The organism is Paracoccus sp. MC1862 (genome assembly GCF_016617715.1).
Classification (GTDB): Bacteria; Pseudomonadota; Alphaproteobacteria; order Rhodobacterales; family Rhodobacteraceae; genus Paracoccus.
Window position 1 is genome coordinate 2,787,899 of sequence record NZ_CP067225.1, and the last position, 23,261, is coordinate 2,811,159.

Below are 23,261 nucleotides of genomic sequence, written 5' to 3' on the forward strand. Positions count from 1 at the left end.
CGCAGGACCCGCCTTATGGCCGGAGCGGAAGGTTGCCGGCGGGTGCCTCTGGACCGGACGCCGAGGGCGCCTCGCCCGTCTCCTCCGCTTCCGCCGCAGGGGCTGGTTCAGGCTCGGGCAGGCCGAAGCCCTCGGGCAGGGTGCCGCCATTGGCGCGCTCGGCCTCCAGCACGGCGTCCAGCCCGACCTCCAGCTTGGCGCGGATGCGGTCCACGTCGGTGTCGGTGTCCTCGGGCTTGTAGAGGCTCAGGGCGCGCTGCCACTGGATCTCGGCCTCGCGCTTGCGGCCTGCCATCCAGTAGATGTCGCCCATGTGGTCGTTGACCAGGCTGTCGTCGGACATGACAGCCACGGACCGCTCCATCGGCTCGACGGCTTCCTCGTAACGGCCCAGCCGGTAATAGGCCCAAGCCAGCGAATCGAGGATGTAGCCGTCGTCCGGGCGCAGTTCGACCGCACGCTTGATCAGGTCCAGCCCCTCGTCCAGCCGCACGTTCCGGTCCACCCAGGAATAGCCGAGGTAGTTCAGGATCGGCGCCTGGTCGGGCTGCAGGTCCAGCGCAGCCTGGAAATCCGCGTCGGCGCCATCGTAGTCGCCCGAGCGTTCGCGGGCGATGGCGCGGGCGTAAAGCGGGAACCAGGTCGCCTGCGGGTCTTCCTCGGCCTGCAGGATCTGCAGGGCGCGGTCATAAACGGGTACGGCCTCGGCGAACTTGTCGTTCTGCCGCAGCACATCGCCCAGCGCCACCCAGGCCTGCGCGTAACCCGGATAGGCCTCGGCCAGCATCCGGGCCGCCGCCTCGGCAGCCTCCATCCGGTCGGCGCGGACAAGCGAATCGATGCGGACCAGTTCGGCAGCCGGGCGCATCTGACCTGCCTGCCGCAACGCGTCGAACTCCTGTTCCGCCAGGTCGAACTGGCCCGCCGATTGCAGAAGCTGGGCGATCATCAGCCGCGCGTCGGGCAGCGTCGGATCGAGATACTGCCCGAGCCGCGCGTAAAGCAGCGCCAGCGGGTCGGTTTCCTCGTTCCCCATCAGCGCGCCGCCGAAGATCACCAGCACCTGCGCCAGCCCGTCGCGCGGGTCCCCGACGATGTCGAAGGGCACCGTTTCCCCCGCCTGCAGCCGCTGGCGCAGGTCGATCAGGACCGGCTCGTTCTCGATGGCGTCCAGCGAATCGAGAAAGGCGATCGCCTCGTCGTTGCGTTCAAGCTGGGAGAGCACCTGCACGCGGGCGATCACCCCTTGCAGGTGCGACGAGGCCTCGGGGTTGTCCAGCGCGGCAGCCGCGCCCTCGTAATCGCCGACGCTGGCCTTGGCGAGCGCAAGCTGGAAGCCTGCAATCCCGGCGGCGCCCGTTGCCCCGGCGAGTTGATCCAGTTCGGCGAAGGCTTCCGAGGCGCGGCCCACGCCCATCAGCGCCCAGGCGCGGAACAGCCCGTCCAGCAGCGGCCCGCCCGCGCTGGGCGTCGAGGGGTTTTGCTCCAGCGTCGCCAGCACGGCGGGCCAGTCCTGCTGCCGGGCCAGATCGACGCGGCGGATCAGGGCGGCGAGTTCGGTCGTGTTGTCCTCGCCTTGCGGCAGGCTGCCGGCAAGCGCCACGGCCTGGTCCATCTGCCCCGCCGAGACCATGGACACCAGCGCCCCGTCCTGCAGGAAGGGGTCGGTCCCGTCCACCTCGACCGCGCGGCCGAAATACCGGGCGGCGGCGGTGAAGTCGTTGTCGGACGCAGCCTGCCGCGCGGCCAGGTAAGGCCCGGCGAGGCCCGGCAAGCGGTTCACCCGCGTGGCGATTCGCGCATCCGGGGCTGCCACTGCATCCGCCCGGGGCAGGGGCGCGCTGCCCGGAACCGGCGCGGGAGGGGACTCGGCCTGCGCCAGAACGGATGCGCCGCCTGCGGGCAGGACCCACGCATGGCCGGGCAGGGCGGTCGAGATCAGCGCGGCGGCGACCGCCAGGCTCAGGATCGGCTTCATCGAACGGCAATGCCCCGCGGAATGGTTGATGTCGGGTGGCGGCCCCGGAGGCCGGGCCGGTCGGCCCCGGCGTCACATGTTGGGATAGTTCGGCCCGTCGCCCCCTTGGGGTGTGGTCCAGACGATGTTCTGCAAGGGGTCCTTGATGTCGCAGGTCTTGCAGTGGACGCAGTTCTGGAAGTTGATCACGAAGCGCGCGCCCTCGGGCACCGACTTGTCCTCGACCACCTCGTAGACCCCGGCGGGGCAATAGCGCTGCGCCGGCTCGGCATATTCCGGCAGGTTCACCCGGATCGGGACGGTGGGGTCCTTCAGCTTCAGGTGGCAGGGCTGGCTTTCCTCGTGGTTGGTGAAGGAGAATGCCACGTTGGTCAGCCGGTCGAAGCTGAGCTTGCCGTCCGGCTTTGGATAGTCGATCGGGCGGTAGTTCTTCGCGGGCCGGGTCGCGGCGGCGTCGGTCTTGCCGTGCTTCCAGGTGCGCAGGATGTTGCGGTTGAAGAGGCTCGCCACCCACATGTCCATGCCGCCGAGCGCAAGGCTGCCCATCATTCCCGTGCGCGACCAGGCCGGCTTGACGTTGCGCACGCGCTTGAGGTCGCGGGCGATCAGGCCCGAGCGCACGTCGGCCTCGTAGTCCACCAGCTCGTCGCCCTCGCGCCCCGCGGCGATGGCCGCCGCCGCCGCATTGGCGGCCGCGATCCCCGACAGCATGGCGTTGTGGTTGCCCTTGATGCGGGGGACGTTGACCATCCCGGCCGAGCAGCCCAGCAGCACCGCCCCCGGCACCGTCATCTTCGGCAGCGACTGCCAGCCGCCCTCGGAAATCGCCCGTGCCCCATAGGCCACGCGCTTGCCGCCTTCCAGCAGTTCCGCGATGGCCGGATGGTGCTTGAAACGCTGGAACTCGGCGTAGGGGTAAAGGTAAGGGTTCTCGTAGTTCAGGTGGACCACGAAGCCGATGAAGACCTGGTTGTTCTCGGCGTGGTAGATGAAGGACCCGCCGCCCGCGTTCTTGCCCAAGGGCCAGCCCATCGTGTGAACGACCGTGCCTTCCTTGTGCTTGGCCGGGTCGATCTCCCAGATCTCCTTCATGCCGATGCCGAACTTCTGCGGCTCGTGCCCGGCGGAAAGGTCGTATGTCTCGATCAGTTGCCTGGCCAGGGACCCGCGCACGCCCTCGGCGATCATCACGTATTTGCCACGCAGTTCCATCCCCGGCTCATAAGAGGGACCGGGGGTGCCGTCGGATTCCCTGCCCATCTCGCCCGCGACGACGCCGGCCACCCGGTCGCCGTCCATCACCAGCTCGGATGCGGCCATGCCGGGGAAGATCTCGACGCCCAGTTCCTCGGCCTGCTCGGCCAGCCAGCGGCAGACATTGCCCATGCTGACGATGTAGTTGCCGTGGTTCGACATCAGCCGCGGCATCGGCCAGTTGGGGATGCGGACCGAGCCCGCCGGACCCAGCATCACGAAGCTGTCCGAGGTCACGGCCGTCTTCACCGGCGCGCCCCTGTCCTTCCAGTCGGGGATCAGCGCGTCCAGCCCGACCGGGTCCAGCACCGCGCCCGACAGGATATGCGCGCCCACCTCGGAGCCCTTCTCCAGCACCACCACGTTCAGGTCCGCGTCGATCTGCTTCAGGCGGATCGCCGCCGACAGGCCCGCAGGCCCCGCCCCGACGATCACAACGTCGAACTCCATCGACTCGCGTTCGATCGTGCTCATGGCTGGCCCCCTCTGGCATCGCTGGATCGCGGATTTGTCCCGACATAGGGGTGTTCTCCCCCTTGCACAACACGCCATGGCGTGCATTCCCCTGCGACAGGCGCTTGCGTCGGCCCCGTGGCCGGGGCACCATGCGGCCTGCATCTGACGACGCCCCCGCCCCTCGGCCGGGGGCGTTTGCACACGAGGAAGCGATGGAAAAGATACCGATGACCCGCGCGGGCTTCGACCAGCTCGATGCCGAGCTGCGCGACCTGAAGGCGGTCGAGCGTCCCGCCGTGATCCGCGCCATCGCCGAGGCGCGCGAGCATGGCGACCTGTCCGAGAACGCCGAATACCATTCCGCCCGCGAGAAGCAGTCCTTCATCGAGGGCCGGATCAAGGAACTTGAGATGGTCATCTCGCGCGCCGAGGTGATCGATCCCGCCAAGCTGTCGGGCAGCGTCAAGTTCGGGGCGAAGGTGACCGTCGTGGACGAGGACAGCGACGAGGAAAAGACCTTCCAGCTTGTGGGCGAGCAGGAGGCGGACCTGGAGCGGGGGTTGCTGAACGTCCGCTCGCCGCTCGCCCGCGCGCTGATCGGCAAGGACGAGGGCGACAGCGTCGAGGTGGTGACGCCCGGCGGCCAGAGGTCCTACGAGATCCTGTCGATCCGCTATGAGTGATCTTGCCGGACGGCTGCGCCGCATGACCGAAAGACGCGACCGGGCGGTTGTGGTGGGGCTTGTCGCCTCCGCCGCCTGGCTTCTGCTGGTGCTGCTGTTCTGGCTTCTGGGACCGGAAGGGGCGCCGGCCTCTGGGCTGGTGCGCCTGGCCTCGCTTCTGGGGGTGGTCCTGCCTTTCGCGCTGATCTGGATGGCCGTGGGCCTTGCCGGCGCCATTGCCGATCTTCGGGCCGAGGCGATGCTGCTGCGGACCCGGCTGGACATGCTGCGCGGGGCCGGGCAGGACGCGCCTGCCCGCGCCGAACCAGAACCGCCCCGCATGGTCCCCGCCCCGCCCGTCGCGGCCCGGCCGGCGGCCGCGGCACGGGCGCCCGCCGCCGCGGCCCGCCCCGAGCCGCCCCGGCCCGCCCCGCCGGTGCGGGTGTCCCCGGTCGATCTGGTCACGGCGCTGAACTTTCCCGACGGGCCCGACGATCACGAGGCCATCGCGGCCCTGCGCGCGGCGCTGGCCGATCCCGAAGCCGCCCGCATCATCCGCGCCGCGCAGGACGTGGTGACGCTGCTTGCGCAGCACGGGGTCTACACCGACGACCTGCCCGGCCCTGCCGCCTCGGCCGGGCTGTGGCGGCGCCTGATGGATGGCGAGCGCGGTCCGGCGCTTGCCGCGCTGGCAAGCGGCGATGACGAGGTCGTCGAGATCACCGCCGGGCTGATGCAGGGGGACGAGGTGTTCCGTGACGCTGCCCAGCATTTCATCCGCCAGTATGACAAGGCCATGGCACGGGTCGCGGCCGAGCTGGAAGATGTCGGGCTGGAAGCGCTGGCCGTCACCCGCTCGGGCCGGGCTTTCGGGCTGCTGGCACAGGTGACGGGCAGGTTCGGCTGATCCCCGCGGCCTTGCGCCGGCCGATACCGGCGCTAAAGCTGGCCGCCGCAGGACAGGCGGGTTTCCTTTCATGACGCAGACAGTTCAGCCCGCGGCGGCAGATGGCGACGCGCCCGCCCCTTCGGTGACGCGGGCGGCCCGCGCGGGCTTCCTGCAGGCGCTGCCCTTCCTGCTGGTGCTGGTGCCCTTCTCGATCCTGTTCGGGGTGGTCGCGACCGCCGCGGGCCTCGACATCGTGCAGACTGTGGGCTTCTCGATCGTGGTGCTGGCGGGGGCGTCGCAGTTCAGCGCCGTGCAACTCATGTCCGACCAGGCGCCGGTGCTGATCGTGCTGGCCTCGTCGCTGGCGATCAACCTCAGGATGGCGATGTATTCGGCCTCGCTGACGCCCTGGATCGGCCGCGCGGCCGGCTGGCAGCGGGCGGTGATCGCCTATGTGCTGGTGGACCAGACCTACGGCATGGCGATCCAGCAGTTCGAGCGACGCCCCGAACTGACCGTGGCCGAGCGCGTCGCCTATGTTTTCGGCGCCTCGCCGGTCCTCTGCCTGCCCTGGATGCTGTTCACCTATGTGGGCGCCTCGGCGGGGCAGATGATCCCGGCCGACTGGCCGCTGGATTTCGCGGTGCCGATCACCTTCCTTGCGATGATCGCGCCGATGCTGCGCACGCTCGCCCATGTCGCGGCGGCGCTGGTCGCGGTCCTGTCGGCGCTGGCCCTGTCGGGCCTGCCCTCGGGCACGGGCGTGCTGGTCGCGGGCGCGCTGGGCATGGCCGCGGGCGCGGCGGTCGAGACATGGCAGGTCCGCCGGAGGGAAACCTGATGCAGGGCTATTCCGACGCCACCATCTGGCTGGTGATCGTGGCGCTGGGGATCGGCACCTTCCTGCTGCGCTGGTCCTTCCTGGGCGTCGTCGGCGACCGCCCGGTGCCGGAATGGGCGCAGCGCATTCTGCGCTATACGGCGGTGTCCGTCCTGCCCGCGATGGTCGCGCCGCTGGTGCTATGGCCCGCCGCCACCGGCGGCCAGCCCGACCCGGTGCGCCTTGCGGCCGCAGGGGCGACGGTGGCGCTGGGCCTTCTCACCCGCAACACGCTCTGGGCGATCATCGCCGGCGGCGCGGTGCTGGGCTTCGGCACCTGGCTCGCCTGAAGTCGTCTTCCGGCCTCACGCATCCCGGGGACGTCCGAGCGTCCGGGAGAGGAGGCGATCAGAAAACAACCCCCAAGGCTGTTTTCCCGCCGCATGGTCCAATGGACTATTCCCGGCGAGGAAGGCCACGGCAATGGCCCGAAGGCGGGGGCAGCGCGCCCATTCTTACCGTGCCGTCCGCACCAGTTGCCCCCCCCGGTAGCCCTCGACCGAGCCATCCTTCTGCCGCAGCAGGACGTCGTGGTTGTTGGCCGGATCGCCGTCCTGGTGCCGTTTCGACTGCACCCCCGGCAGGGTCAGGAACCATTCGCGCAGCTTCAGCGGGCTGAAGCCGGTGGGCGCGCCCTCGAAGCCCGGCACGTTGCGCAGCGCCTGCCCGCTGTTCACCGCGCAGTAGCTTTTCGGCGAGGCCCCCTGCGCCTCGACCGCGCGGATGGCGGCCTCGGCCACCTCGGGGCGGACGAAGACGGTGTCCTCGGCGACCCAGTAGGTCTCGCGCGCGTGGTAGTCGATGTAGAAGCGCTTGAAGTTGTCGGTGATCCCGTAAAGCACGTCGTTGCGTTCGGGGATCTGCGGGTGTTCCCAGCTTCCTGCGGGGTCGTAGATGACCCGCTGGCTGCCGTTGATCATCAGGGCGGAATGGCCGCCCTCGCCGCGCGGGATGCCGATGATTGTGAACAGCGTGACCGAGGGCGGCTCGCCCGACACGAAGCGGGCGCGGCGCAGGGTGTCGTCCTCGGCCCAGCGTGGCTCGGCGCAGGCCGCCAGCGCGGCCGTCGCGGACAGCGCCAGGAAAGAGCGCCTGTGCATCGGCATCATCATCTCGGTCCCCCGAAGCCGCCGCCTTCGTCGGGCGGTCGGCGAATGGCGGTTTTCAGGCGTTGGAAAGCGCCAGGAAGATCAGGATCGCGATGACGGCGACCGCGCTCCAGGTGGCAAGGCGGATGAAGCCGTTGAAGGTCCGCTCCTGGGTGGCGATTTCCATGGTGCCGTGGGTGTGATGACCCTCGGCGTGGCGGTCGGCGGAGTTCTGCGAATGCGTCGTGGCCATCTGTCTTCCGTTCTTCCCTGGTCGCGGCGTGTCGGCGTATCGCTAGCTCAAAGCGCAGGCGCTGTCACGCCCTCCACAACACCCCGCCCAGCGCGTCGGTGCCGACCGGCCACGCCACGCCGCGGGCCTGAAGCGCGTTCAGGTGAGCGACCGCCTCGGCCAGCGCCAGCCCGTATTCGCTGTCGCCGATCCGGCGGCCGAACAGCAGGTCGAAGCAGCCCGCCGCCGTGCGCGGACCTTGGGCCAGGGCGGCGGCCAGCCGGCGGAGGGCCGATTCGTGGTTTTCCGCCAGTTGCTGCAACCGCTGCGGCAGGCCGGTGAAGGGCAGCTTGTGGCCGGGCAGGACAAGGTGGCGCGGCTCGGCCAGTCCTGCGAAACGGGCGCAACTGTCCAGCCAGTCGCCGACCGGATCGGCCCCCGGTTCGGTCGCGTAAACCCCGAGGTTGGGCGAGATGCCGGGCAGAAGCTGGTCGCCGCCGATCACCAGATCGTCGCTGTCCGACCAGAGCGTCAGATGCTCGGCCGCATGGCCCTCGCCGGTCAGCACCGCCCAGTCGCGCCCGCCCAGCCGCAGGCGCTGGCCGTCCCGCAGCCGGCGATAGCCCAAGGGCAGCGGGTGGACGACATCGGCGGTGTTCCACGGACGTTCCCGCATCCGCTGGTCCAGCCGCGCCTCGTCCATGCCGGCGCGGCGCCAGAACTCCACCTGCTGCGGCACCGGGCTTTCCTGCACGTCGAGCGACAGCATCCGCGCGAACAGCCAGGCCGTCCGGCTGGTCAGCAACTCCGCCCCCTGGTCCATGAACCAGCCGGCCAGCCCGATGTGGTCGGGGTGCTGATGCGTGGCCAGCACCCGCGCCACCGGCGCGCCCGCCAGCGGCCCGGCAAGCAGCGTCTGCCAGATGGCGCGGGCGCGTTTGGTGTCGAACCCAGTGTCCACGATCGTCCAGCCGTCGGCATCGGCCAGCGCATAGGCGTTGACGTGATCGAGCCGCATCGGCAGCGGCAGCCGCATCCAGAACACGCCCGGCGCGACCTCGATTGCCTCGCCTTCTGCCGGCGGCTCGGGCCAGGGGTGGCGGATGCCGTCCGTCGGCCGGGGTGCGGCCGTCATGCGGTGCCGGCGAAGGCGGCGTCGGGGATGGCCTGCAGGTCGGCGATGCCCGCCCGCGCCTCGGCCAGGTCGCCCGCGTTCCGGGGCAGGACGCGGGTGATGAAGATGCGCGCCAGGATCTTGCGTGATTCATCGCCCTTGAGCGCGGCGATCAGGTGGAAATGCGCGCCCAGCACCCGGGCGAAGGCATTGAGATAGGGCATCGCCCCCGCCAGTCGGTCGGCCTGACCCGATTCGATCAGCGCGGTCGTGGCGTCGCGCAGCGTCTCGGCGGCATCCCACAGGGCACGGGCGAGATCGGGCAGTTCCGTCTGCGCGTCCTTGGCGCCGTCCAGCACCTCGTCGATCAGGCGGAAGGCGGCCTCGCCGCCGTCCATCATCTTCCGCAGCACGAGGTCGATGGCCTGGATGCCGTTGGTGCCTTCGTAGATGGGGGTGATGCGGACGTCGCGCAGATACTGGGCGGCGCCGGTTTCCTCGACATAGCCCATGCCGCCATGGACCTGCACGCCCATGTCGGCCACGCGGCAGCCCACATCGGTGCCGTAAGCCTTGGCGATGGGCGTCAGGAACGCCGCGCGGGACGCGTGATCGGCATCCTGCATTGCCGCCGCCATGTCCAGCGCCTGCGCGCAGGCAAGGCCGATGGCGCGGGCGGCGAAGACCTCGGCCCGCGCGGTGGCCAGCATCCGGCGCACGTCCGGGTGGCCGATGATCGGCCCCATCTGCCCGCGGTCCGCCGCATAACCCGAGGCGTGCTGCAGCGCGGCTTCCCCCACCGCAACGCCCTGCATCCCAACGGCCAGCCGTGCCGCGTTCATCATCGTGAACATCGCGGCCATGCCCTTGTGTTCCTCGCCCACGAGCCAGCCCTTGGCGCCCTCGAAGCTCATCACGCAGGTGGGAGAGCCGTGGATGCCCATCTTGTGTTCCAGCGACACGACCTTGAGGCTGTTGGCCACGCCCAGCCTGCCGCTGTCGTCGGGGATGTGCTTGGGCACCATGAACAGGCTGATCCCCCGCGTGCCCTTGCCGCCATCGGGCAGGCGGGCCAGCACGAGGTGGCAGGTGTTCGCGTTCACGTCGCTGTCGCCCCAGGTGATGAAGATCTTCTGCCCGGTGATGCGGTAGCTGCCGTCCCCGTCGGGTTCGGCCCGCGTGGAAAGGGCGCCCACGTCGGACCCCGCCTGCGGCTCGGTCAGGTTCATGGTGCCGTTCCATTCGCCCGAGATCAGCTTGGGCAGATACAGCGCCCTGATCCCGTCGCTGGCGTGGTGCTGCAGCGCCTCGATCTGGCCCTGCGTCAGCAGCGGGTTCAGTTGCAGCGCAAGGTTTGCGCCCGCCATCATCTCGCCCACGGCGACGTTCAGCGTCTGCGGCAGGCCCGCGCCGCCGTATTCAGGGTCGGCCGACAGCCCGATCCAGCCGCCCTCGGCGATGGCCGCCATCCCTGCATCAAAGCCGGGCGAGGTCCGCACCGCGCCGTTTTCCAGCCGCGCGGGCGTCAGGTCGCCGCTGCGGTTCAGGGGCGCCAGCACCTCGGATGCCATGCGCCCGGCTTCGCCCAGGATCGCGGCGACGGTGTCGGGGGTCGCCTCGGCAAAGCGCTCGGTCGCGGCGACGGGGGCCAGCGGCACCACGGATTCAAGGATAAAGGCGATGTCACTGACGGGTGCGCGATAGGCCATGAAACTGTTTCCCCCTGCCGCGCGAGGGCCGTTGCATTCCAGCCCGGCGCGCGTATCTGAACCGTTGCCGCAACCCTAGCCGTCGTCCGGCCGACCGCAACCCGCAACGAGGCGCGATGACCGGCCGTCCCACCCTGACCTTGCGTCCCGACCCCCAGGGCATCGCCCATGCGGCCCGGCTGCTGGCTGCGGGGGAAACCGTCGCGCTGCCGACCGAGACGGTCTACGGGCTGGCCGCCGACGCCCGGAACGGCCAGGCGGTCGCGCGCATCTACGAGGCCAAGGGGCGGCCATCCTTCAACCCGCTGATCGTTCACACGGCCGATGCCGGAGCCGCCCTTGAGATCGGCGCCTTCGATGACGAGGCGCTGCGGCTGGCGCGGGCCTTCTGGCCCGGTCCACTCACGCTGGTGGTGCCGCTGAGCCTCGAGGCAGGCATCCCCGGGATCGTGACGGCCGGGCTGGAAACAGTGGGTCTGCGGGTGCCTTCGCATCCTGTCGGCCATGCGGTGCTGGCGGCTTTCGGCGGGCCGCTGGCGATTCCCTCGGCCAACCGCTCGGGCCGGATCAGCCCAACGGCGGCGGCGCATGTGCTTGATCCCGACGGCGGGCTTTCGGGCCGGATCGCGGCGGTGGTGGACGGGGGCGCCTGCCCGGTCGGGGTCGAATCGACCATCGTAGGCTGGCGCGACGGCGCGGCCACCCTGCTGCGCCCCGGCGGGGTTCCGGCCGAGGCCATCGAGGCCGCGCTGGGCTATCCGCTGGCGCACGGCGCGGAGCTTTCCGCCCCCGACGCGCCGGGGCAGCTGTCCAGCCACTACGCCCCTGCAGCGAGCGTCCGGCTGGGCGCGACCGAGAGGCGCGAGGACGAGACGCTGATCGGCTTCGGCCCCATCGCGGGCGACCTGACGCTGTCGGCCACGGGCGATCTGACCGAGGCCGCGGCGCGGCTGTTCGACGCCCTGCGCGCCGCCGACCGGCGGGGCCGCCCCATCGCCGTGGCGCCCATCCCTGCAAAGGGGCTGGGGCTGGCCATCAATGACCGGCTGGCCCGCGCCGCGGCGCCGCGGTGACGGTTGCCCGGATGCGGCCGGGCGCGTAGCTTCGCCCCATGACCGCCAACCCGACATGGAGGGGGACGACCCTCGACGCGGAAACCGCGCTGGTGCTGCTGGAATGGCAGCGCGAGATGGGCGTGGACGAGCCGATCCTCGACGCGCCGGTGGACCGCTATGCCGAACCGGTCCGGCCGCCGGTGGCGCGGCCCGAGCCTGCCGCGCCGATGACCTCGGGTCAGGGGACGGGCGCGCTGCCGGGCCTTGAACCCGCCGCCGCTCAGGCCGGACAGGCAGCGGCGATGGCCGCCCGCGCCCGGACGCTGGCCGAATTGTCCGAGATCCAGGGCGGCTTCGAGGGGCTGGACATCCGCCGGGGCGCCCGCAACTTCGTCTTCTCGGACGGCAACCCTTCCGCGCGGGTGATGATCCTCGGCGAAGCGCCGGGCGAGGAGGAAGACCGGCAGGGCCGCCCCTTCGTGGGACGTTCGGGGCAGTTGCTCGACCGGATGTTCGACGCGATCGGCCTGTCGCGGCAGGCGGCGGATGCGGAACGCGCGCTTTACATCACCAATGTCCTGCCATGGCGGCCCCCCGGCAATCGCCGCCCCGAAGAGGCCGAGATCGACGCGATGCTGCCCTTCGTCGCCCGCCATGTCGAACTGGCGGCGCCGGATTTCCTTGTGCTGATGGGCAACGCGGCCTGCAAGGCGGCGCTGGGCCGGGACGGCATCCTGCGGCTGCGGGGGCATTGGACGGAAGCCTTCGGCCGGCCCGCCCTGCCGATGACGCATCCCGCCTATCTGCTGCGCAACCCCATCGCCAAGCGCGATGCCTGGGCGGACCTGCTGTCGCTGTCCGCCCGGCTTCAGGCCGGGTCGCAGCCCTGATATTCGACTGCGCCCTCGGGGCCGATCAGCGTCAGCCGCACCTGCGCGGGGTCCAGCGGAAAGGGGCGGGCGACCGGCGGCACGAAATCCGCGACCGCCGTCAGCCGCCCGTCTTCCGCCGTCAGGTCGGGGGCCGACACCCAGACCTCGGGCGCGGCAAGCTCCAGCGCGGCGGCGGTGCCCGCGCCGGCCGTGCCTTCGACCGAGGCCGCGACCTGCACCCCGTCCGCGATCTCGGTCATGCTGCAGTTCAACGCCGCCTCGACCGTCTCGGGCACCTGCGCCAGCGCCGCGATGATGCGGGGGTCCGGCAAGGGGGTGACGGGGGGAATCGCCATCGACAGATGCGCGGGCACGCAGACGTTGAGGCAGAGGCCCAGTTCGACCGCGACCTTTCCGCCGACCGGCTGTCCCGGCGCGGCGGGCGTGATCTCGATCGGCAGCACCAGCGCACCGTGATAGCCGAGCGTCCGCTCTCCGCCCGAATCGATCACCTCGGGGCGCGGCCAGTGCGGCGCGGCGTGGCCGAGGTTCGTCGCGGCTGTCCAGTCGAACTGCGGCGGCACCCCGCTGTCGCCCGGGCTGCGCCAGTAGGTCTTCCACCCCGGCAAAAGCTCCAGCCGCAGGGCGGTCATCAGGCTGCCGGCCTCGGTGATGTAGGGGGGCAGCAGCTCGGCCCGCGCCAATCCCGGCGGCAGGTCGCCTGCCCATGCGGGGCCGAGGGCGAGAAAGGCGGCAAGGGGCAGGGCAAGGCGCGTCATGGAACCGACCTAGGCCGGCAGGGGGCGGGGTGGAAGTCACATCTGCGCCACGGTGCCGTGCAATCTTGCGCGAGGGCCGGGGGATGCCGATGTTTCATCCGAAAGGAAGACCCATGACCCGTTCCGATGATTCCGCAGATCCCCGGGGACACCGGCCCGACAACCTGACCGGCAAGGTGCTGATCGCCATGCCGGGCATGGCCGATCCGCGCTTTGCCCATTCCGTGGTGCTGATCTGCGCCCACGGCGACGAAGGCGCCATGGGCATCGTGCTGAACAAGCCCCTGCCCGGCATCGGCTTCTCCGACCTGCTGGGGCAGCTCGGCATCGACTCCAGGGGGGGCGCCCCGGCGGTTCCCGTCCATTTCGGCGGCCCGGTCGAACCCGGCCGCGGCTTTGTCCTGCATCCTCTGCCCGAGGATGACACCGAGGACGAGGGGATGCTGCGGATCGGCGGGCTGCGCCTGGGGCTGACGACGACGCGCAACATCCTCGAGGACATCGCCCGGGGGAAGGGGCCCGACCGGGCGGTGCTGTCCTTGGGATATGCGGGCTGGGATGCGGGCCAGTTGGAAACCGAGATGATGGCGAACGGCTGGCTGACCGCCGAGGCCGGCGACGAGCTGATCTTCGGCACCGACAACGCCCAGAAATGGCAGGCCGCGCTGAGGTCGCTGGGCGTCGATCCGCTGGCCCTGTCCACGGCGGCCGGGCACGCCTGACCGGCCGCAGGGCCGGGGGCTGCCCCCGCCGTCTTGGGGGGGCACGGGGTATTTGGTGCGGAAAGATGCCCGCGGCTTGCCCGGTCCGCGCCGGTTTGCGATAGAGGCCGCACCTGCGACCCCGGAGGCCCGCCATGACGTTCCGCGCCCGCCACCTGCTTGGTGTCGAACAGCTTTCGCCCGCCGAGATCACGACCCTGCTGGATCTGGCCGAGACCTATGTCGCACTGAACCGGCGCACGGTGAAGCACGGCGACGCGCTGGAAGGGCTGACCCAGATCAACCTGTTCTTCGAGGCCTCGACCCGCACACAGTCGAGCTTTGAACTCGCCGGCAAGCGGCTGGGCGCGGACGTGATGAACATGGCCGTGGCACAAAGCAGCGTGAAGAAGGGCGAGACGCTGATCGACACGGCGCTGACGCTGAACGCGATGCAGCCCGACCTGCTGGTGGTGCGCCATCCCCATTCCGGCGCGGTGAACCTTTTGGCCGAAAAGGTGAACTGCGCCGTCCTGAACGCCGGCGACGGGCGGCACGAGCATCCGACGCAGGCGCTGCTGGACGCGCTGACGATCCGCCGCGCCAAGGGGCGGCTGCACCGGCTGACCGTCGCCATCTGCGGCGACATCGCCCATTCCCGCGTGGCCCGGTCCAACCTCATCCTGCTGGGCAAGATGGAGAACCGCGTGCGGCTGGTGGGTCCGGCGACGCTGATGCCATCCGGCGTGGGTGAGCTTGGCTGCGAGGTCTGCGAGGACATGGCCGAGGGACTGAAGGATGCCGACGTGGTGATGATGCTGCGGCTGCAGAAGGAGCGGATGGACGGCGGCTTCATCCCGTCCGAGCGCGAATATTTCCACCGCTGGGGCCTGGATGCGGCGAAGCTGGCGCTGGCCAAGCCCGACGCCATCGTGATGCATCCCGGCCCGATGAACCGTGGGGTCGAGATCGACGGCACCCTCGCCGACGACATCAACCGCAGCGTGATCCAGGACCAGGTGGAAATGGGCGTGGCCGTCCGCATGGCCGCGATGGACCTGCTGGCCCGGAACCTCCGGGCCGAGCGCGGGGCCAAGGCGGCGGGGGAGGGGACCTATGTCTGAAGCCTTGGTCCTTGCGTCGCGGTCGCATGGGTATTTGGACCAGAAAGAACTCCGGGCGCTGTCATGATCCTGCATTTCCAGAACGCCCGCCTGATCGACCCCGAGGCGCTGACGGACGAGCCCGGCAGCCTGACCGTTCAGGACGGGTTGATCGTTTCCGTGGACGACGACGCGCCGGAAGGGGCGCGCATTGTGGATTGTGCGGGGCGCTGCCTTGCGCCGGGGATCGTGGACTGGGGCGTCAAGATCGGCGAGCCGGGCGAGCGGCACAAGGAATCGATGCGCTCGGCCGCGCTGGCAGCGGCAGCGGGGGGGGTCACGACCATCGTCGCCCGGCCCGATACCCGGCCGCCCATCGACGCGCCGGAATCGCTGGAATTCGTGACCCGTCGCGCCTCGGAACAGCCGGTTCGCATTCGCCATCAGGCGGCGCTGACGCGCGGGCGGATGGGCGCCGAGATGGTCGAGATGGGGTTCCTGCAGGATGCGGGTGCGGTGGCCTTCACCGACGGGGTGCGGGTGGTGAAAAACACCCGTCTGCTGTCGCGCTGCATGACCTATGCGCGGGGCCTGGGCGCGCTGATTGTGGGGCATCCGCAGGACGCGGGCCTGTCGAAGGGCGCGGCGGCGACCAGTGGCAAGTTCGCCTCGCTTTACGGGCTGCCCTCGGTCACGCCGCTGGCCGAGCGGATGGGGCTGGAGCGCGATCTTGCCTTGGTCGAGGCGACGGGGGTGCGCTGGCACGCCGACCAGATCACCACAGCGGCGGCGCTTGTGGTGCTGGACCGGGCGCGGGCGGCGGGGCTGGACGTGACGGCGGGGACCTCGATCCACCATCTCACGCTGAACGAGTTCGACGTAGGGGATTACCGGACCTTCTTCCGGCTGACGCCTCCGCTTCGGTCCGAGGACGACCGGCTGGCGCTGGTCGAGGCGGTGGCTGAGGGGCGCATCGACGTGATCGGGTCTTTCCACACGCCGCAGGACGAGGAGGCCAAGCGCCTGCCCTTCGAGGTTGCGGCCCCCGGCGCGGTGGGGCTGGAAACGCTGCTGCCCGCGGCCATGCGGCTTTATCATGGGGGCGGCGTGGGGTTGGCACAACTGTGGCGGGCAATGTCGCTGAACCCGGCGCGTCGGCTGGGGCTGGACGGCGGGCGGCTCGCCATCGGGGCGGCCGCCGACCTGGTGCTGTTCGATCCCGATGCGCCCTTCGTGCTTGACCGCTTCGCGTTGCGGTCCAAGTCGAAGAACACGCCTTTCGACGGCACGCGAATGGAAGGGCGTGTGCTGGGAACATGGGTCGGCGGAAAGCGCGTCTTCGGGGGCGAGGATGATTGAGCCGTCGGCGATGATCCTTGCCGCGGTGCTGGGCTATCTGCTGGGATCGGTGCCCTTCGGCGTCCTCATCACGCGGGCGCTTGGCCTCGGCGATCTGCGCAAGATCGGGTCTGGCAACATCGGCGCGACCAATGTGCTGCGGACGGGGAACAAGGGCGCGGCGCTGGCGACCCTGCTTCTGGACAGCGGCAAAGGTGCGGTCGCGGTGCTTGTTGCCCGCTGGCTGGGCGGCGAAGGCGCAGCGCTGGTCGCGGGTGCCACCGCCTTTCTGGGCCATCTGTTTTCCGTCTTTCTGGGCTTCAGGGGCGGCAAGGGGGTTGCGACCTTCCTCGGCACCACCATCGCGCTTCACTGGCCCATCGGGCTGATAGCTTGCGGGCTGTGGCTGGCGACGGCGGCGATTACCCGCATCTCGTCGCTGTCGGCGCTGGTCGCGGCGGCGGGGGCACCGATCCTCGCGCTGGTTCTCGGCGCGCAGGGACTTGCGCTGACGGCGCTGTTCATGGCGGTGCTGATCTTCCTCAAGCACCGGACCAACATCGCCCGGCTGCTGGCGGGGACCGAGCCCCGGATCGGTCAGCGCGGGTAAATCGCGGCGTTTTCCGCCCGGATGCGGATCGTCAGCACAGCAGCATTGAGGACCGAGAACACCAGCGCCACCCAGCCGAGGCCAAGCACCAGCGGCGCCACCGCAATCTCGGCCACCACCAGCGTGTAGTTCGGGTGGCGCAGGACACGGAACGGGCCACGCCGGACCAGCGGTTCGTCCAGCACGATGATGCGGGTGGTCCAACGCGGGCCCAGGGTGCCGAGTATCCACAGCCGCAGCCCCTGCAGCAGCACGAAGATCGCCAGCCAGAACGGCCGCAACGGCTCTCCCCAGCCCAGCAGCGCAATGGCGACGAGCCAGCCGGCGTGCAGGGCGACGATCAGCGGGTAATGCGCCGCCCCATGCTCGACGGCCCCGCGTGCCAGCAGCCGGGCAGTGTTGCGGCGGGCGAGGGCGAGTTCCGCCAGCCGCTGGACGATCAGGAAGCCGATGAACAGGGCCGAGGGCCAGGCCGTCTCAGACATCCAGAGGCAGCATCGACAGGGTGAAGCCCGGGCCCAGCGCCGACAGCAGCAGCCGACCCTGCGGCTGCCGCGCCAGCAGCCGTTCCAGCACGAACAGCACCGTGGGCGCGGACATGTTGCCCGCGTCCCGCAGCACCTCGCGTTCCAGATCCAGCGTGCCCTCGGGCAGGTCCAGCGCCGTCTCGATGGCGGTGACGACCTTGGCCCCACCGGGATGACAGACGAGCCGGCTGACAGGCGCAGGCCCGAGGGCCGGGCGCATGGCGGCGAAGGCCGCGCCAAGCTGCTCAGTCGCGAAACCGGGGATCGAGCGGTCGAAGATCACGCCCAGCCCCGTGTCGTCCACGTCCCAGCCCATGATGTCGAGGGTGTCGGGCCACATGTGCTGCACCCCGCGCCCGAGGCGCGGCGCGGAACCGGCTGCGGGGCCGGAGCCCAGGACCGCCGCGGCCGCCCCATCCCCGAAAAGCGCCGTGGCGATGATGTCGGCCTTGTCCATCCGGTCCATGCGGAACAGCAGCGTGCAGGTTTCCACCGCGACCAGCAGCACCCGCGATCCGGGACGGGCCGCCGCCAGGTCCCGCGCGATGGACAGCCCCGAGACGCCCCCCGCGCAGCCCAGCCCGAAGACCGGCACCCGCATCACGTCGGCGCGAAAGCCCATCTGCCGCGCCACGACAGCTTCCAGCGTCGGGGTGGCGACCCCGGTCGAGGAGATGGTGACGATGCCGTCGATCTGGTCCGACCGCAGACCGGCCGCGGCCAGCGCCCGGCCAGCGACCTCGCGGAACAGGTCGGCCGCCCCGGCAAGATAGGCGTCGTTGCGCGCCTTCCAGCCATGCGGTCGGCCGAACCAGTCGAAGGGCACGACCGAATGGCGCTTGTCGATGCCGGCATTCACGAAGGCCGAGACGATCCGCTCGAACTGCGGATAGCGCGGGGCCAACAGCTCGCGGGCGCGGGCGATGACCTCGGCTTGCGGCAGGACGTGGGGTGGCAGGGCCGTCGCCAGTCCAAGCAACCCCACCTCGTTCTCGGTTCCACCCGCGGCCAGCCGGTGGTCAGTCCACGGAGCGGTCACGGGTTCGTCCTTTCGTGTTGGGCGCAGTGCAGACTGCGCCCGCACGCATCCCTCCGTCAATCACCCGTCAACGGGTCGGGACCGGCTCCTCGCCGCGATAGTCGTAGAAGCCGCGCCGGGTCTTGCGGCCAAGCCATCCGGCCTCGACATATTTCACCAGCAGCGGGCAGGGGCGGTATTTCGTGTCCGCCAGCCCGTCATGCAGCACGTTCATGATCGCAAGGCAGGTATCCAGCCCGATGAAGTCCGCAAGCTCCAGCGGGCCCATCGGGTGATTCGCGCCCAGCTTCAGCGACTGGTCGATCGAGCGGACGTTGCCGACGCCTTCGTATAGCACATAGACCGCCTCGTTGATCATGGGCACGAGGATGCGGTTGACGATGAAGGCGGGGAAATCCTCGGCGCTGGCGGGGATCTTGCCCAGCTTTTCGACCACCGCGCAGAGCGTGCGATAGGTCGGCTCATCGGTGGCGATGCCGCGGATCAGTTCGACCAGTTGCATCACCGGAACGGGGTTCATGAAATGAAAGCCCATGAAGCGTTCCGGCCGGTCGGTGCGGGAGGCCAGCCGGGTGATCGAGATCGACGAGGTGTTCGAGGTCAGGATCGTCTCGGGCTTCAGATGCGGGACGATCTGCTCGAAGATCCGGTTCTTGACGTCCTCGCGTTCGGTGGCGGCCTCGATCACCAGGTCGGTCTGGCCCAGTTCCTCGATATTCGGCGTGGTGCGGATGCGGGCCATGGCGGTAGCCTTCTCCTCGGCCGAGATCCTGCCGCGGCCGACCTGCCGTTCGAGGTTCTTGTCGATGAGGGCCACCGCATTGGCCATCGCATCGGCCGAGATGTCGGTCATCAGCACATCGTAGCCCGAAAGCGCAAAGACATGGGCGATGCCATTGCCCATCTGCCCGGCGCCGATCACGCCCACCGATTGCACCGCCATGCCTGTTTCCCTTCGCTTTCCGGTTCCGGGGGGACGATAGGTCGGCAGGCGGTGGCGGTTCAATGCGAAAACGCCGGACAGGAAAGAACCGCCCGGTTGCAGCCGGGCGGTTCGATGGATCACTGAGGGATCAGATCTTCTCGGTCAGTTCCGGCAGCACGGTGAAGATGTCTCCCACCAGTCCGTAGTCGGCGACCTGGAAGATGGGGGCTTCCTCGTCCTTGTTGATGGCGACGATGACCTTGCTGTCCTTCATGCCCGCAAGATGCTGGATCGCGCCCGAGATGCCGGCGGCGATGTAAAGCTCGGGCGCCACCACCTTGCCGGTCTGGCCCACCTGCCAGTCGTTCGGGGCATAGCCCGAATCGACCGCCGCGCGGGAGGCGCCCACGGCGGCGCCCAGCTTGTCGGCCAGGGCCTCGATCAGGGCGAAGTTCTCCTTGGACCCGATCGCCCGCCCGCCCGAGACGATGCGCTTGGCCGAGGTGAGCTCGGGGCGGTCCGAGGCCGCCACCCGGTCCTCGACCCAGGCCGACAGCCCTGGGTCGGCGGCGGCAGCGGCGGCCTCGACCGGGGCCGAGCCACCCTCGCCCGCCGCGTCGAAGCTGGCGATGCGCACCGTCAGCACCTTGACCGGGTCCGAGGACTTGACCGTCTGGATCGCGGCCGAGGTGTAGACCCCGCGCTCGAAGGTGTCGGCGTCCACGATCCGGCTGACCTCGGGGATCACCATCACGTCCAGAAGCGCCGCGGCCCGCGGCAGGACGTTGCGGGCATCCGTGGTGCCCGGGGCGGCGATGTGGCTGAACTGCGGCGCAAGCTCCACCAGCAGCGCCGCCATCGGCTCGGCCAGGCGGTGGGCATAGGCCGCGTCCTCGGCCACCAGCACCTTCGCCACGCCCGCGATCTTCGCGGCCTCCCGGGCGGCCGCTTGCGCGCCCTCGCCCGCGACCAGCACGGTCACGTCCCCAAGCGGCGTCACCGCCGTCACGGCCTTGGCCGTCGCGTCCCGGTTCAGCCCGTTCTCGGCCATCTCGGCCAGCAGCAGCACCGCCATCACACCACCCCCGCAGCTTTGAGTTTCGACACCAGCTCGTCGACCGAGGCCACCTTGACCCCCGCCTTGCGCCCCTCGGGCTCGGCGGTCCTGACCACCGTCAGCCGGGGCGAGACGTCCACGCCGTAGTCACCGGCGGTCTTTTCGACGAGTTCCTTCTTCTTCGCCTTCATGATGTTGGGCAGGCTCGCATAGCGCGGCTCATTGAGCCGCAGGTCGGCGGTCACGATCGCGGGCAGACGCACCTCGATCACCTGCAGCCCGCCGTCGATCTCGCGCGTGACGGTGGCCTTCTCGCCCTCGACTTCCAGCTTGCCGGCCTGCGTCGCCTGCGCCCAGCCCAGCAGTGCCGCCAGCATCTGGCCGCTGGCGTTCATGTCGTTGTCGATCGCCTGCTTGCCCATCAGCACCAGTCGCGGCTGCTCCTCGGCGACGATGGCCTTCAGCAGCTTGGCCACCGCCAGGGGCTCGATGTCCTGGTGCACGTCGTCCGCGGCCACCACCAGGATGCCGCGGTCGGCGCCCATCGCCAGCGCCGTGCGGATCGTCTCCGCCGCCTGCTTCACCCCGATCGACACCACCACGATCTCGGACGCCGCCCCCTTCTCCTTCAGACGGATCGCCTCCTCGACCGCGATCTCGTCAAAGGGGTTCATCGACATCTTCACGTTCGACAGATCAACCCCCGACCCGTCCGCACGCACCCGCGCCTTCACGTTGTAGTCGATCACCCGCTTCACAGGCACAAGAACCTTCATCGAACAACTCCCTTTCGTATCAGCGTCATCCGTTTGCTGCGGATGCAATAACGATCACACACACAATTTAAAGGCCAAACTTGCGTGCAGAGGGCGCCTCCCGCCGGGTCAGAGGTCCGGCCTGCCCCCGCGAGAGGCACCCGGCACCCATAGCACATCCCCCTTGCCGCCGGCATTCGCAGCGCGTGCCGCCACGAACAACCAGTCGGACAGGCGGTTCAGATACCTGACCGCGGCGGGATTGGTGTCGCCGCCTTCGGCCAGTTCGGTCGCGCGCCGTTCGGCCCTGCGGGCGACGGTGCGGGAAAGGTGCAGATGCGCGGCCAGCAGCGATCCGCCAGGCAGGATGAAGCTGCGCAGCGCCGACAGGGGCGCGTTCATCGCGTCGATCTCGATTTCCAGCCGGTCCACCTGCTGCTGCACGATCCGCAGCACCGGATAAGGCGCTTCGGCGTCCCGGTCCATGTTCGGCCGCGCCAGATCGGCGCCGAGGTCGAACAGCTCGTTCTGGATCACGCCCAGCGCGTCGGCCATCTCAGCCCCGGCATGAAGCCGGGCGAGGCCGAGGGTCGCGTTCAGTTCATCGACGGTGCCATAGGCCTCGACCCGCGGATCGTGCTTGGCCACGCGCGAGCCGTCCGACAGGCCGGTGTCGCCCTTGTCGCCGGTGCGGGTGTAGATTCGATTGAGAACGACCATCAGTTGCCCCGCAGCCAGACATAAAGAAGGATCAGCGCCACCGCGATGGCCTGGGCGATGATCCGCCAGCGCATCATCCGGTTCCCATGCCTGCGGTTGAACTCTCCGCCACGGGCGAAGCCGCCGATCCCCACGGCAAGGATGACCGTGACCGCCAGGGCGGCCAGCGCCGCGAGAATGAAAAGGGGCTCGTCCCGCATGAGGCTGCCTTTCGCTGGGCGGACACTAGCTGCGCCGCGCGAACCAGTCCAGAGCGGCCGTGGGCAGCAGCCGCCGTCCCGCCGCCGCGATCTTGGTGGGCCGGGTCACGCGATAGCGGGCGCGGGGTCGCGCACTTTCCAGCGCCCGCCGGATGACGGCGCTGGTGGCCGAGGGCGGCAGTTCGAAGCGGTCAGGCCCCGAGGGCTGATACAGGCGCTTGAGCAGGCTGGCGCGGTATTGGTCGACGCGCGGGCTGCGTTCCCAGTCGATCCAGCGTTCGAAATGGGGGATCGAGTTGGCGCGTATGCGGCTGGTGATCGGCCCGGGCTCGATCAGGATCACGCGGATGGGGGTGTCCGACATCTCGATCCGCAGCACGTCGGTCAGGCCTTCCAGCGCGAACTTGCTGGCGACATAGGCCCCGCGCCACGGGATGCCGACAAGGCCGAGGACGGAACTGACGTTGACGATGCGTCCCGCGCCGCGTTCGCGGAAATGCGGGATCAGGCGGCGGGTCAGGTCGTGGGTGCCGAACAGGTTGACCTCGAAGATCGACCGCAGGCCGCCGCGCGGCAGATCCTCGACCGCGCCAGGCAGGGCGAAGGCCGCGTTGTTCACCAGCGCGTCAAGGGGGCCGTGGGTCAGCGCGGCTTCGGCGCAGGCGGCGACGCTGGCCTCGTCGCCGAGATCCAGCGGCAGCGCGATCATGCCCTCGGCCCGGCGGGCGTGCAGGTCCTCGGGGCGGCGGCAGGTGGCGATGACGGTCCAGCCGACACTGGCCATGTGGCGCGCGGCGTCAAGCCCGATGCCGGACGAGCAGCCGGTGATGAGGACGGTGGGCAATCGCGTCAGCCCGGGAAGCTGTCCGACAGGCTGGCGGCATGGATGAACCCGATCTCTCCCGAAGGGTCACGGACCTGGGCAAAGTTGCCATGCCCCGCGTCGATCACCTCGACCATTGTGCCGAAGGGCAGGATTCGCAGCACGCCGGCACCGGGATCGGGCGCGGTCTTCATCGGCTGGTGATGGCGGCTGACGTAATGCCTGTGCGCGTCCGGCGCCTCGGGCGGAACGGTGACCAGGGTGCCCATGATCCCCATGACGCGCGCCGGATGCTGGGCGCGGGTCTGCTCGCCGCTGGTGCCGAAAAAGGCAAGCAGAAGAAAGGTCGAGGTCAGGGCGATGGCGATCAGGCGGAACATGATGGGGGTATCTGGAAGCATGACGGATGCATTGAAACCGTTTTCAGCCGGGATGCGTTCCATGCTCCTCCGGCAAACCCGTCATGTCACAGCCGCCTGTTGCCCATCTGCCACG

General features: G+C 69.9%; 26 protein-coding genes. 10 read left to right on the forward strand and 16 right to left on the reverse strand.

Annotation, left to right across the window (positions count from 1 at the left end; translation table 11 throughout):
- Positions 1-13: 13 nt before the first annotated feature.
- Both JGR78_RS13765 and JGR78_RS13770 read right to left on the reverse strand, forming a co-directional pair.
- Positions 14-1,978 (reverse strand): tetratricopeptide repeat protein, encoded by a 1,965-nt coding sequence (locus JGR78_RS13765; RefSeq protein WP_182804517.1) that lies wholly within the window; start codon positions 1,976-1,978, stop codon positions 14-16.
- Between the two features lie 72 nt (positions 1,979-2,050).
- Positions 2,051-3,706, reverse strand: a complete 1,656-nt coding sequence (locus JGR78_RS13770; RefSeq protein ID WP_182793128.1) for an electron transfer flavoprotein-ubiquinone oxidoreductase — start codon at positions 3,704-3,706, stop codon at positions 2,051-2,053.
- A gap of 194 nt (positions 3,707-3,900) precedes the next feature.
- Between JGR78_RS13770 and greA the strand changes: the two genes are divergently transcribed.
- From greA to JGR78_RS13790, 4 genes are all read left to right on the forward strand, one after another.
- The gene (greA, locus tag JGR78_RS13775; RefSeq protein ID WP_182793127.1) at positions 3,901-4,371 is read left to right on the forward strand and encodes a transcription elongation factor GreA; all 471 of its coding nucleotides are present in this window, start codon (positions 3,901-3,903) and stop codon (positions 4,369-4,371) included.
- Positions 4,372-4,393: 22 nt separating this feature from the next.
- A complete protein-coding gene (locus JGR78_RS13780) occupies positions 4,394-5,257 on the forward strand; it encodes a hypothetical protein (protein WP_182804515.1) in 864 nt (287 codons plus the stop codon).
- Positions 5,258-5,327: 70 nt separating this feature from the next.
- Positions 5,328-6,080 (forward strand): AzlC family ABC transporter permease, encoded by a 753-nt coding sequence (locus JGR78_RS13785; protein ID WP_182793125.1) that lies wholly within the window; start codon positions 5,328-5,330, stop codon positions 6,078-6,080.
- Positions 6,080-6,409 carry an AzlD domain-containing protein gene (locus tag JGR78_RS13790; RefSeq protein WP_182793124.1) on the forward strand — a complete coding sequence of 110 codons (330 nt, stop codon included), beginning with the start codon at positions 6,080-6,082 and terminating at the stop codon, positions 6,407-6,409. Before JGR78_RS13785 ends, JGR78_RS13790 begins: the two co-directional genes overlap by 1 nt.
- A 165-nt stretch (positions 6,410-6,574) precedes the next feature.
- Here JGR78_RS13790 and JGR78_RS13795 read toward each other — a convergent pair whose 3' ends face one another.
- From JGR78_RS13795 to JGR78_RS13810, 4 genes are all read right to left on the reverse strand, one after another.
- Positions 6,575-7,219, reverse strand: coding sequence for a hypothetical protein (locus tag JGR78_RS13795; RefSeq protein WP_182793123.1), 645 nt, complete (start codon positions 7,217-7,219; stop codon positions 6,575-6,577).
- Between the two features lie 64 nt (positions 7,220-7,283).
- A complete protein-coding gene (locus JGR78_RS13800) occupies positions 7,284-7,460 on the reverse strand; it encodes an aa3-type cytochrome c oxidase subunit IV (RefSeq protein WP_182793122.1) in 177 nt (58 codons plus the stop codon).
- 64 nt (positions 7,461-7,524) lie between these two features.
- Positions 7,525-8,574: an MBL fold metallo-hydrolase gene (locus JGR78_RS13805; RefSeq protein ID WP_182793121.1), complete on the reverse strand. Its 1,050-nt coding sequence runs from the start codon at positions 8,572-8,574 to the stop codon at positions 7,525-7,527.
- Positions 8,571-10,262 (reverse strand): acyl-CoA dehydrogenase, encoded by a 1,692-nt coding sequence (locus tag JGR78_RS13810; RefSeq protein WP_182804513.1) that lies wholly within the window; start codon positions 10,260-10,262, stop codon positions 8,571-8,573. The genes JGR78_RS13805 and JGR78_RS13810 overlap by 4 nt, the downstream gene beginning before the upstream one ends.
- Positions 10,263-10,378: 116 nt before the next feature.
- Between JGR78_RS13810 and JGR78_RS13815 the strand changes: the two genes are divergently transcribed.
- Together JGR78_RS13815 and JGR78_RS13820 are read left to right on the forward strand one after the other, a co-directional pair.
- A complete protein-coding gene (locus tag JGR78_RS13815; RefSeq protein ID WP_182793119.1) occupies positions 10,379-11,335 on the forward strand; it encodes an L-threonylcarbamoyladenylate synthase in 957 nt (318 codons plus the stop codon).
- 38 nt (positions 11,336-11,373) lie between these two features.
- Positions 11,374-12,207, forward strand: coding sequence for a uracil-DNA glycosylase (locus JGR78_RS13820; RefSeq protein ID WP_182793118.1), 834 nt, complete (start codon positions 11,374-11,376; stop codon positions 12,205-12,207).
- Here the strand turns inward: JGR78_RS13820 and JGR78_RS13825 are convergent.
- Positions 12,186-12,968 carry a protein-disulfide reductase DsbD domain-containing protein gene (locus JGR78_RS13825; RefSeq protein ID WP_182793117.1) on the reverse strand — a complete coding sequence of 261 codons (783 nt, stop codon included), beginning with the start codon at positions 12,966-12,968 and terminating at the stop codon, positions 12,186-12,188. The genes JGR78_RS13820 and JGR78_RS13825 overlap by 22 nt on opposite strands.
- Positions 12,969-13,081: 113 nt before the next feature.
- On the opposite strand from JGR78_RS13825, the gene JGR78_RS13830 reads away from it, so the two are divergent.
- The 4 genes from JGR78_RS13830 to plsY all read left to right on the forward strand — a co-directional run bounded on the left by JGR78_RS13830 (position 13,082) and on the right by plsY (position 16,720).
- Positions 13,082-13,690 carry a YqgE/AlgH family protein gene (locus tag JGR78_RS13830; protein WP_182793116.1) on the forward strand — a complete coding sequence of 203 codons (609 nt, stop codon included), beginning with the start codon at positions 13,082-13,084 and terminating at the stop codon, positions 13,688-13,690.
- 134 nt (positions 13,691-13,824) lie between these two features.
- Positions 13,825-14,793, forward strand: coding sequence for an aspartate carbamoyltransferase catalytic subunit (locus JGR78_RS13835; protein WP_182804511.1), 969 nt, complete (start codon positions 13,825-13,827; stop codon positions 14,791-14,793).
- A gap of 63 nt (positions 14,794-14,856) precedes the next feature.
- A complete protein-coding gene (gene pyrC, locus JGR78_RS13840; protein WP_182804508.1) occupies positions 14,857-16,131 on the forward strand; it encodes a dihydroorotase in 1,275 nt (424 codons plus the stop codon).
- Positions 16,124-16,720 carry a glycerol-3-phosphate 1-O-acyltransferase PlsY gene (gene plsY, locus JGR78_RS13845; protein ID WP_182804505.1) on the forward strand — a complete coding sequence of 199 codons (597 nt, stop codon included), beginning with the start codon at positions 16,124-16,126 and terminating at the stop codon, positions 16,718-16,720. Before pyrC ends, plsY begins: the two co-directional genes overlap by 8 nt.
- Here plsY and JGR78_RS13850 read toward each other — a convergent pair.
- The 9 genes from JGR78_RS13850 to JGR78_RS13890 all read right to left on the reverse strand — a co-directional run bounded on the left by JGR78_RS13850 (position 16,708) and on the right by JGR78_RS13890 (position 23,167).
- Positions 16,708-17,205: an isoprenylcysteine carboxyl methyltransferase family protein gene (locus tag JGR78_RS13850; RefSeq protein WP_182804503.1), complete on the reverse strand. Its 498-nt coding sequence runs from the start codon at positions 17,203-17,205 to the stop codon at positions 16,708-16,710. The genes plsY and JGR78_RS13850 overlap by 13 nt on opposite strands.
- Positions 17,198-18,286 carry a type III polyketide synthase gene (locus JGR78_RS13855; RefSeq protein ID WP_370576537.1) on the reverse strand — a complete coding sequence of 363 codons (1,089 nt, stop codon included), beginning with the start codon at positions 18,284-18,286 and terminating at the stop codon, positions 17,198-17,200. Before JGR78_RS13855 ends, JGR78_RS13850 begins: the two co-directional genes overlap by 8 nt.
- A gap of 67 nt (positions 18,287-18,353) precedes the next feature.
- Positions 18,354-19,229, reverse strand: a complete 876-nt coding sequence (locus tag JGR78_RS13860; RefSeq protein ID WP_182793111.1) for a 3-hydroxybutyryl-CoA dehydrogenase — start codon at positions 19,227-19,229, stop codon at positions 18,354-18,356.
- A 130-nt stretch (positions 19,230-19,359) separates the two neighbouring features.
- Positions 19,360-20,286 (reverse strand): electron transfer flavoprotein subunit alpha/FixB family protein, encoded by a 927-nt coding sequence (locus JGR78_RS13865; protein ID WP_182804501.1) that lies wholly within the window; start codon positions 20,284-20,286, stop codon positions 19,360-19,362.
- Positions 20,286-21,044 carry an electron transfer flavoprotein subunit beta/FixA family protein gene (locus tag JGR78_RS13870; protein ID WP_182793474.1) on the reverse strand — a complete coding sequence of 253 codons (759 nt, stop codon included), beginning with the start codon at positions 21,042-21,044 and terminating at the stop codon, positions 20,286-20,288. Before JGR78_RS13870 ends, JGR78_RS13865 begins: the two co-directional genes overlap by 1 nt.
- Positions 21,045-21,152: 108 nt before the next feature.
- The gene (locus JGR78_RS13875; RefSeq protein WP_182793779.1) at positions 21,153-21,743 is read right to left on the reverse strand and encodes a cob(I)yrinic acid a,c-diamide adenosyltransferase; all 591 of its coding nucleotides are present in this window, start codon (positions 21,741-21,743) and stop codon (positions 21,153-21,155) included.
- Entirely contained in the window at positions 21,743-21,943 is a 201-nt protein-coding gene (locus JGR78_RS13880; protein WP_182793778.1) for a twin transmembrane helix small protein, read from the reverse strand. The genes JGR78_RS13875 and JGR78_RS13880 overlap by 1 nt, the downstream gene beginning before the upstream one ends.
- Positions 21,944-21,968: 25 nt before the next feature.
- On the reverse strand, positions 21,969-22,787 hold the full coding sequence (locus tag JGR78_RS13885) for an SDR family NAD(P)-dependent oxidoreductase (RefSeq protein ID WP_182806121.1): 819 nt from the start codon (positions 22,785-22,787) through the stop codon (positions 21,969-21,971).
- Between the two features lie 5 nt (positions 22,788-22,792).
- Positions 22,793-23,167 carry an SH3 domain-containing protein gene (locus JGR78_RS13890; protein WP_182793776.1) on the reverse strand — a complete coding sequence of 125 codons (375 nt, stop codon included), beginning with the start codon at positions 23,165-23,167 and terminating at the stop codon, positions 22,793-22,795.
- Positions 23,168-23,261 lie beyond the last annotated feature (94 nt).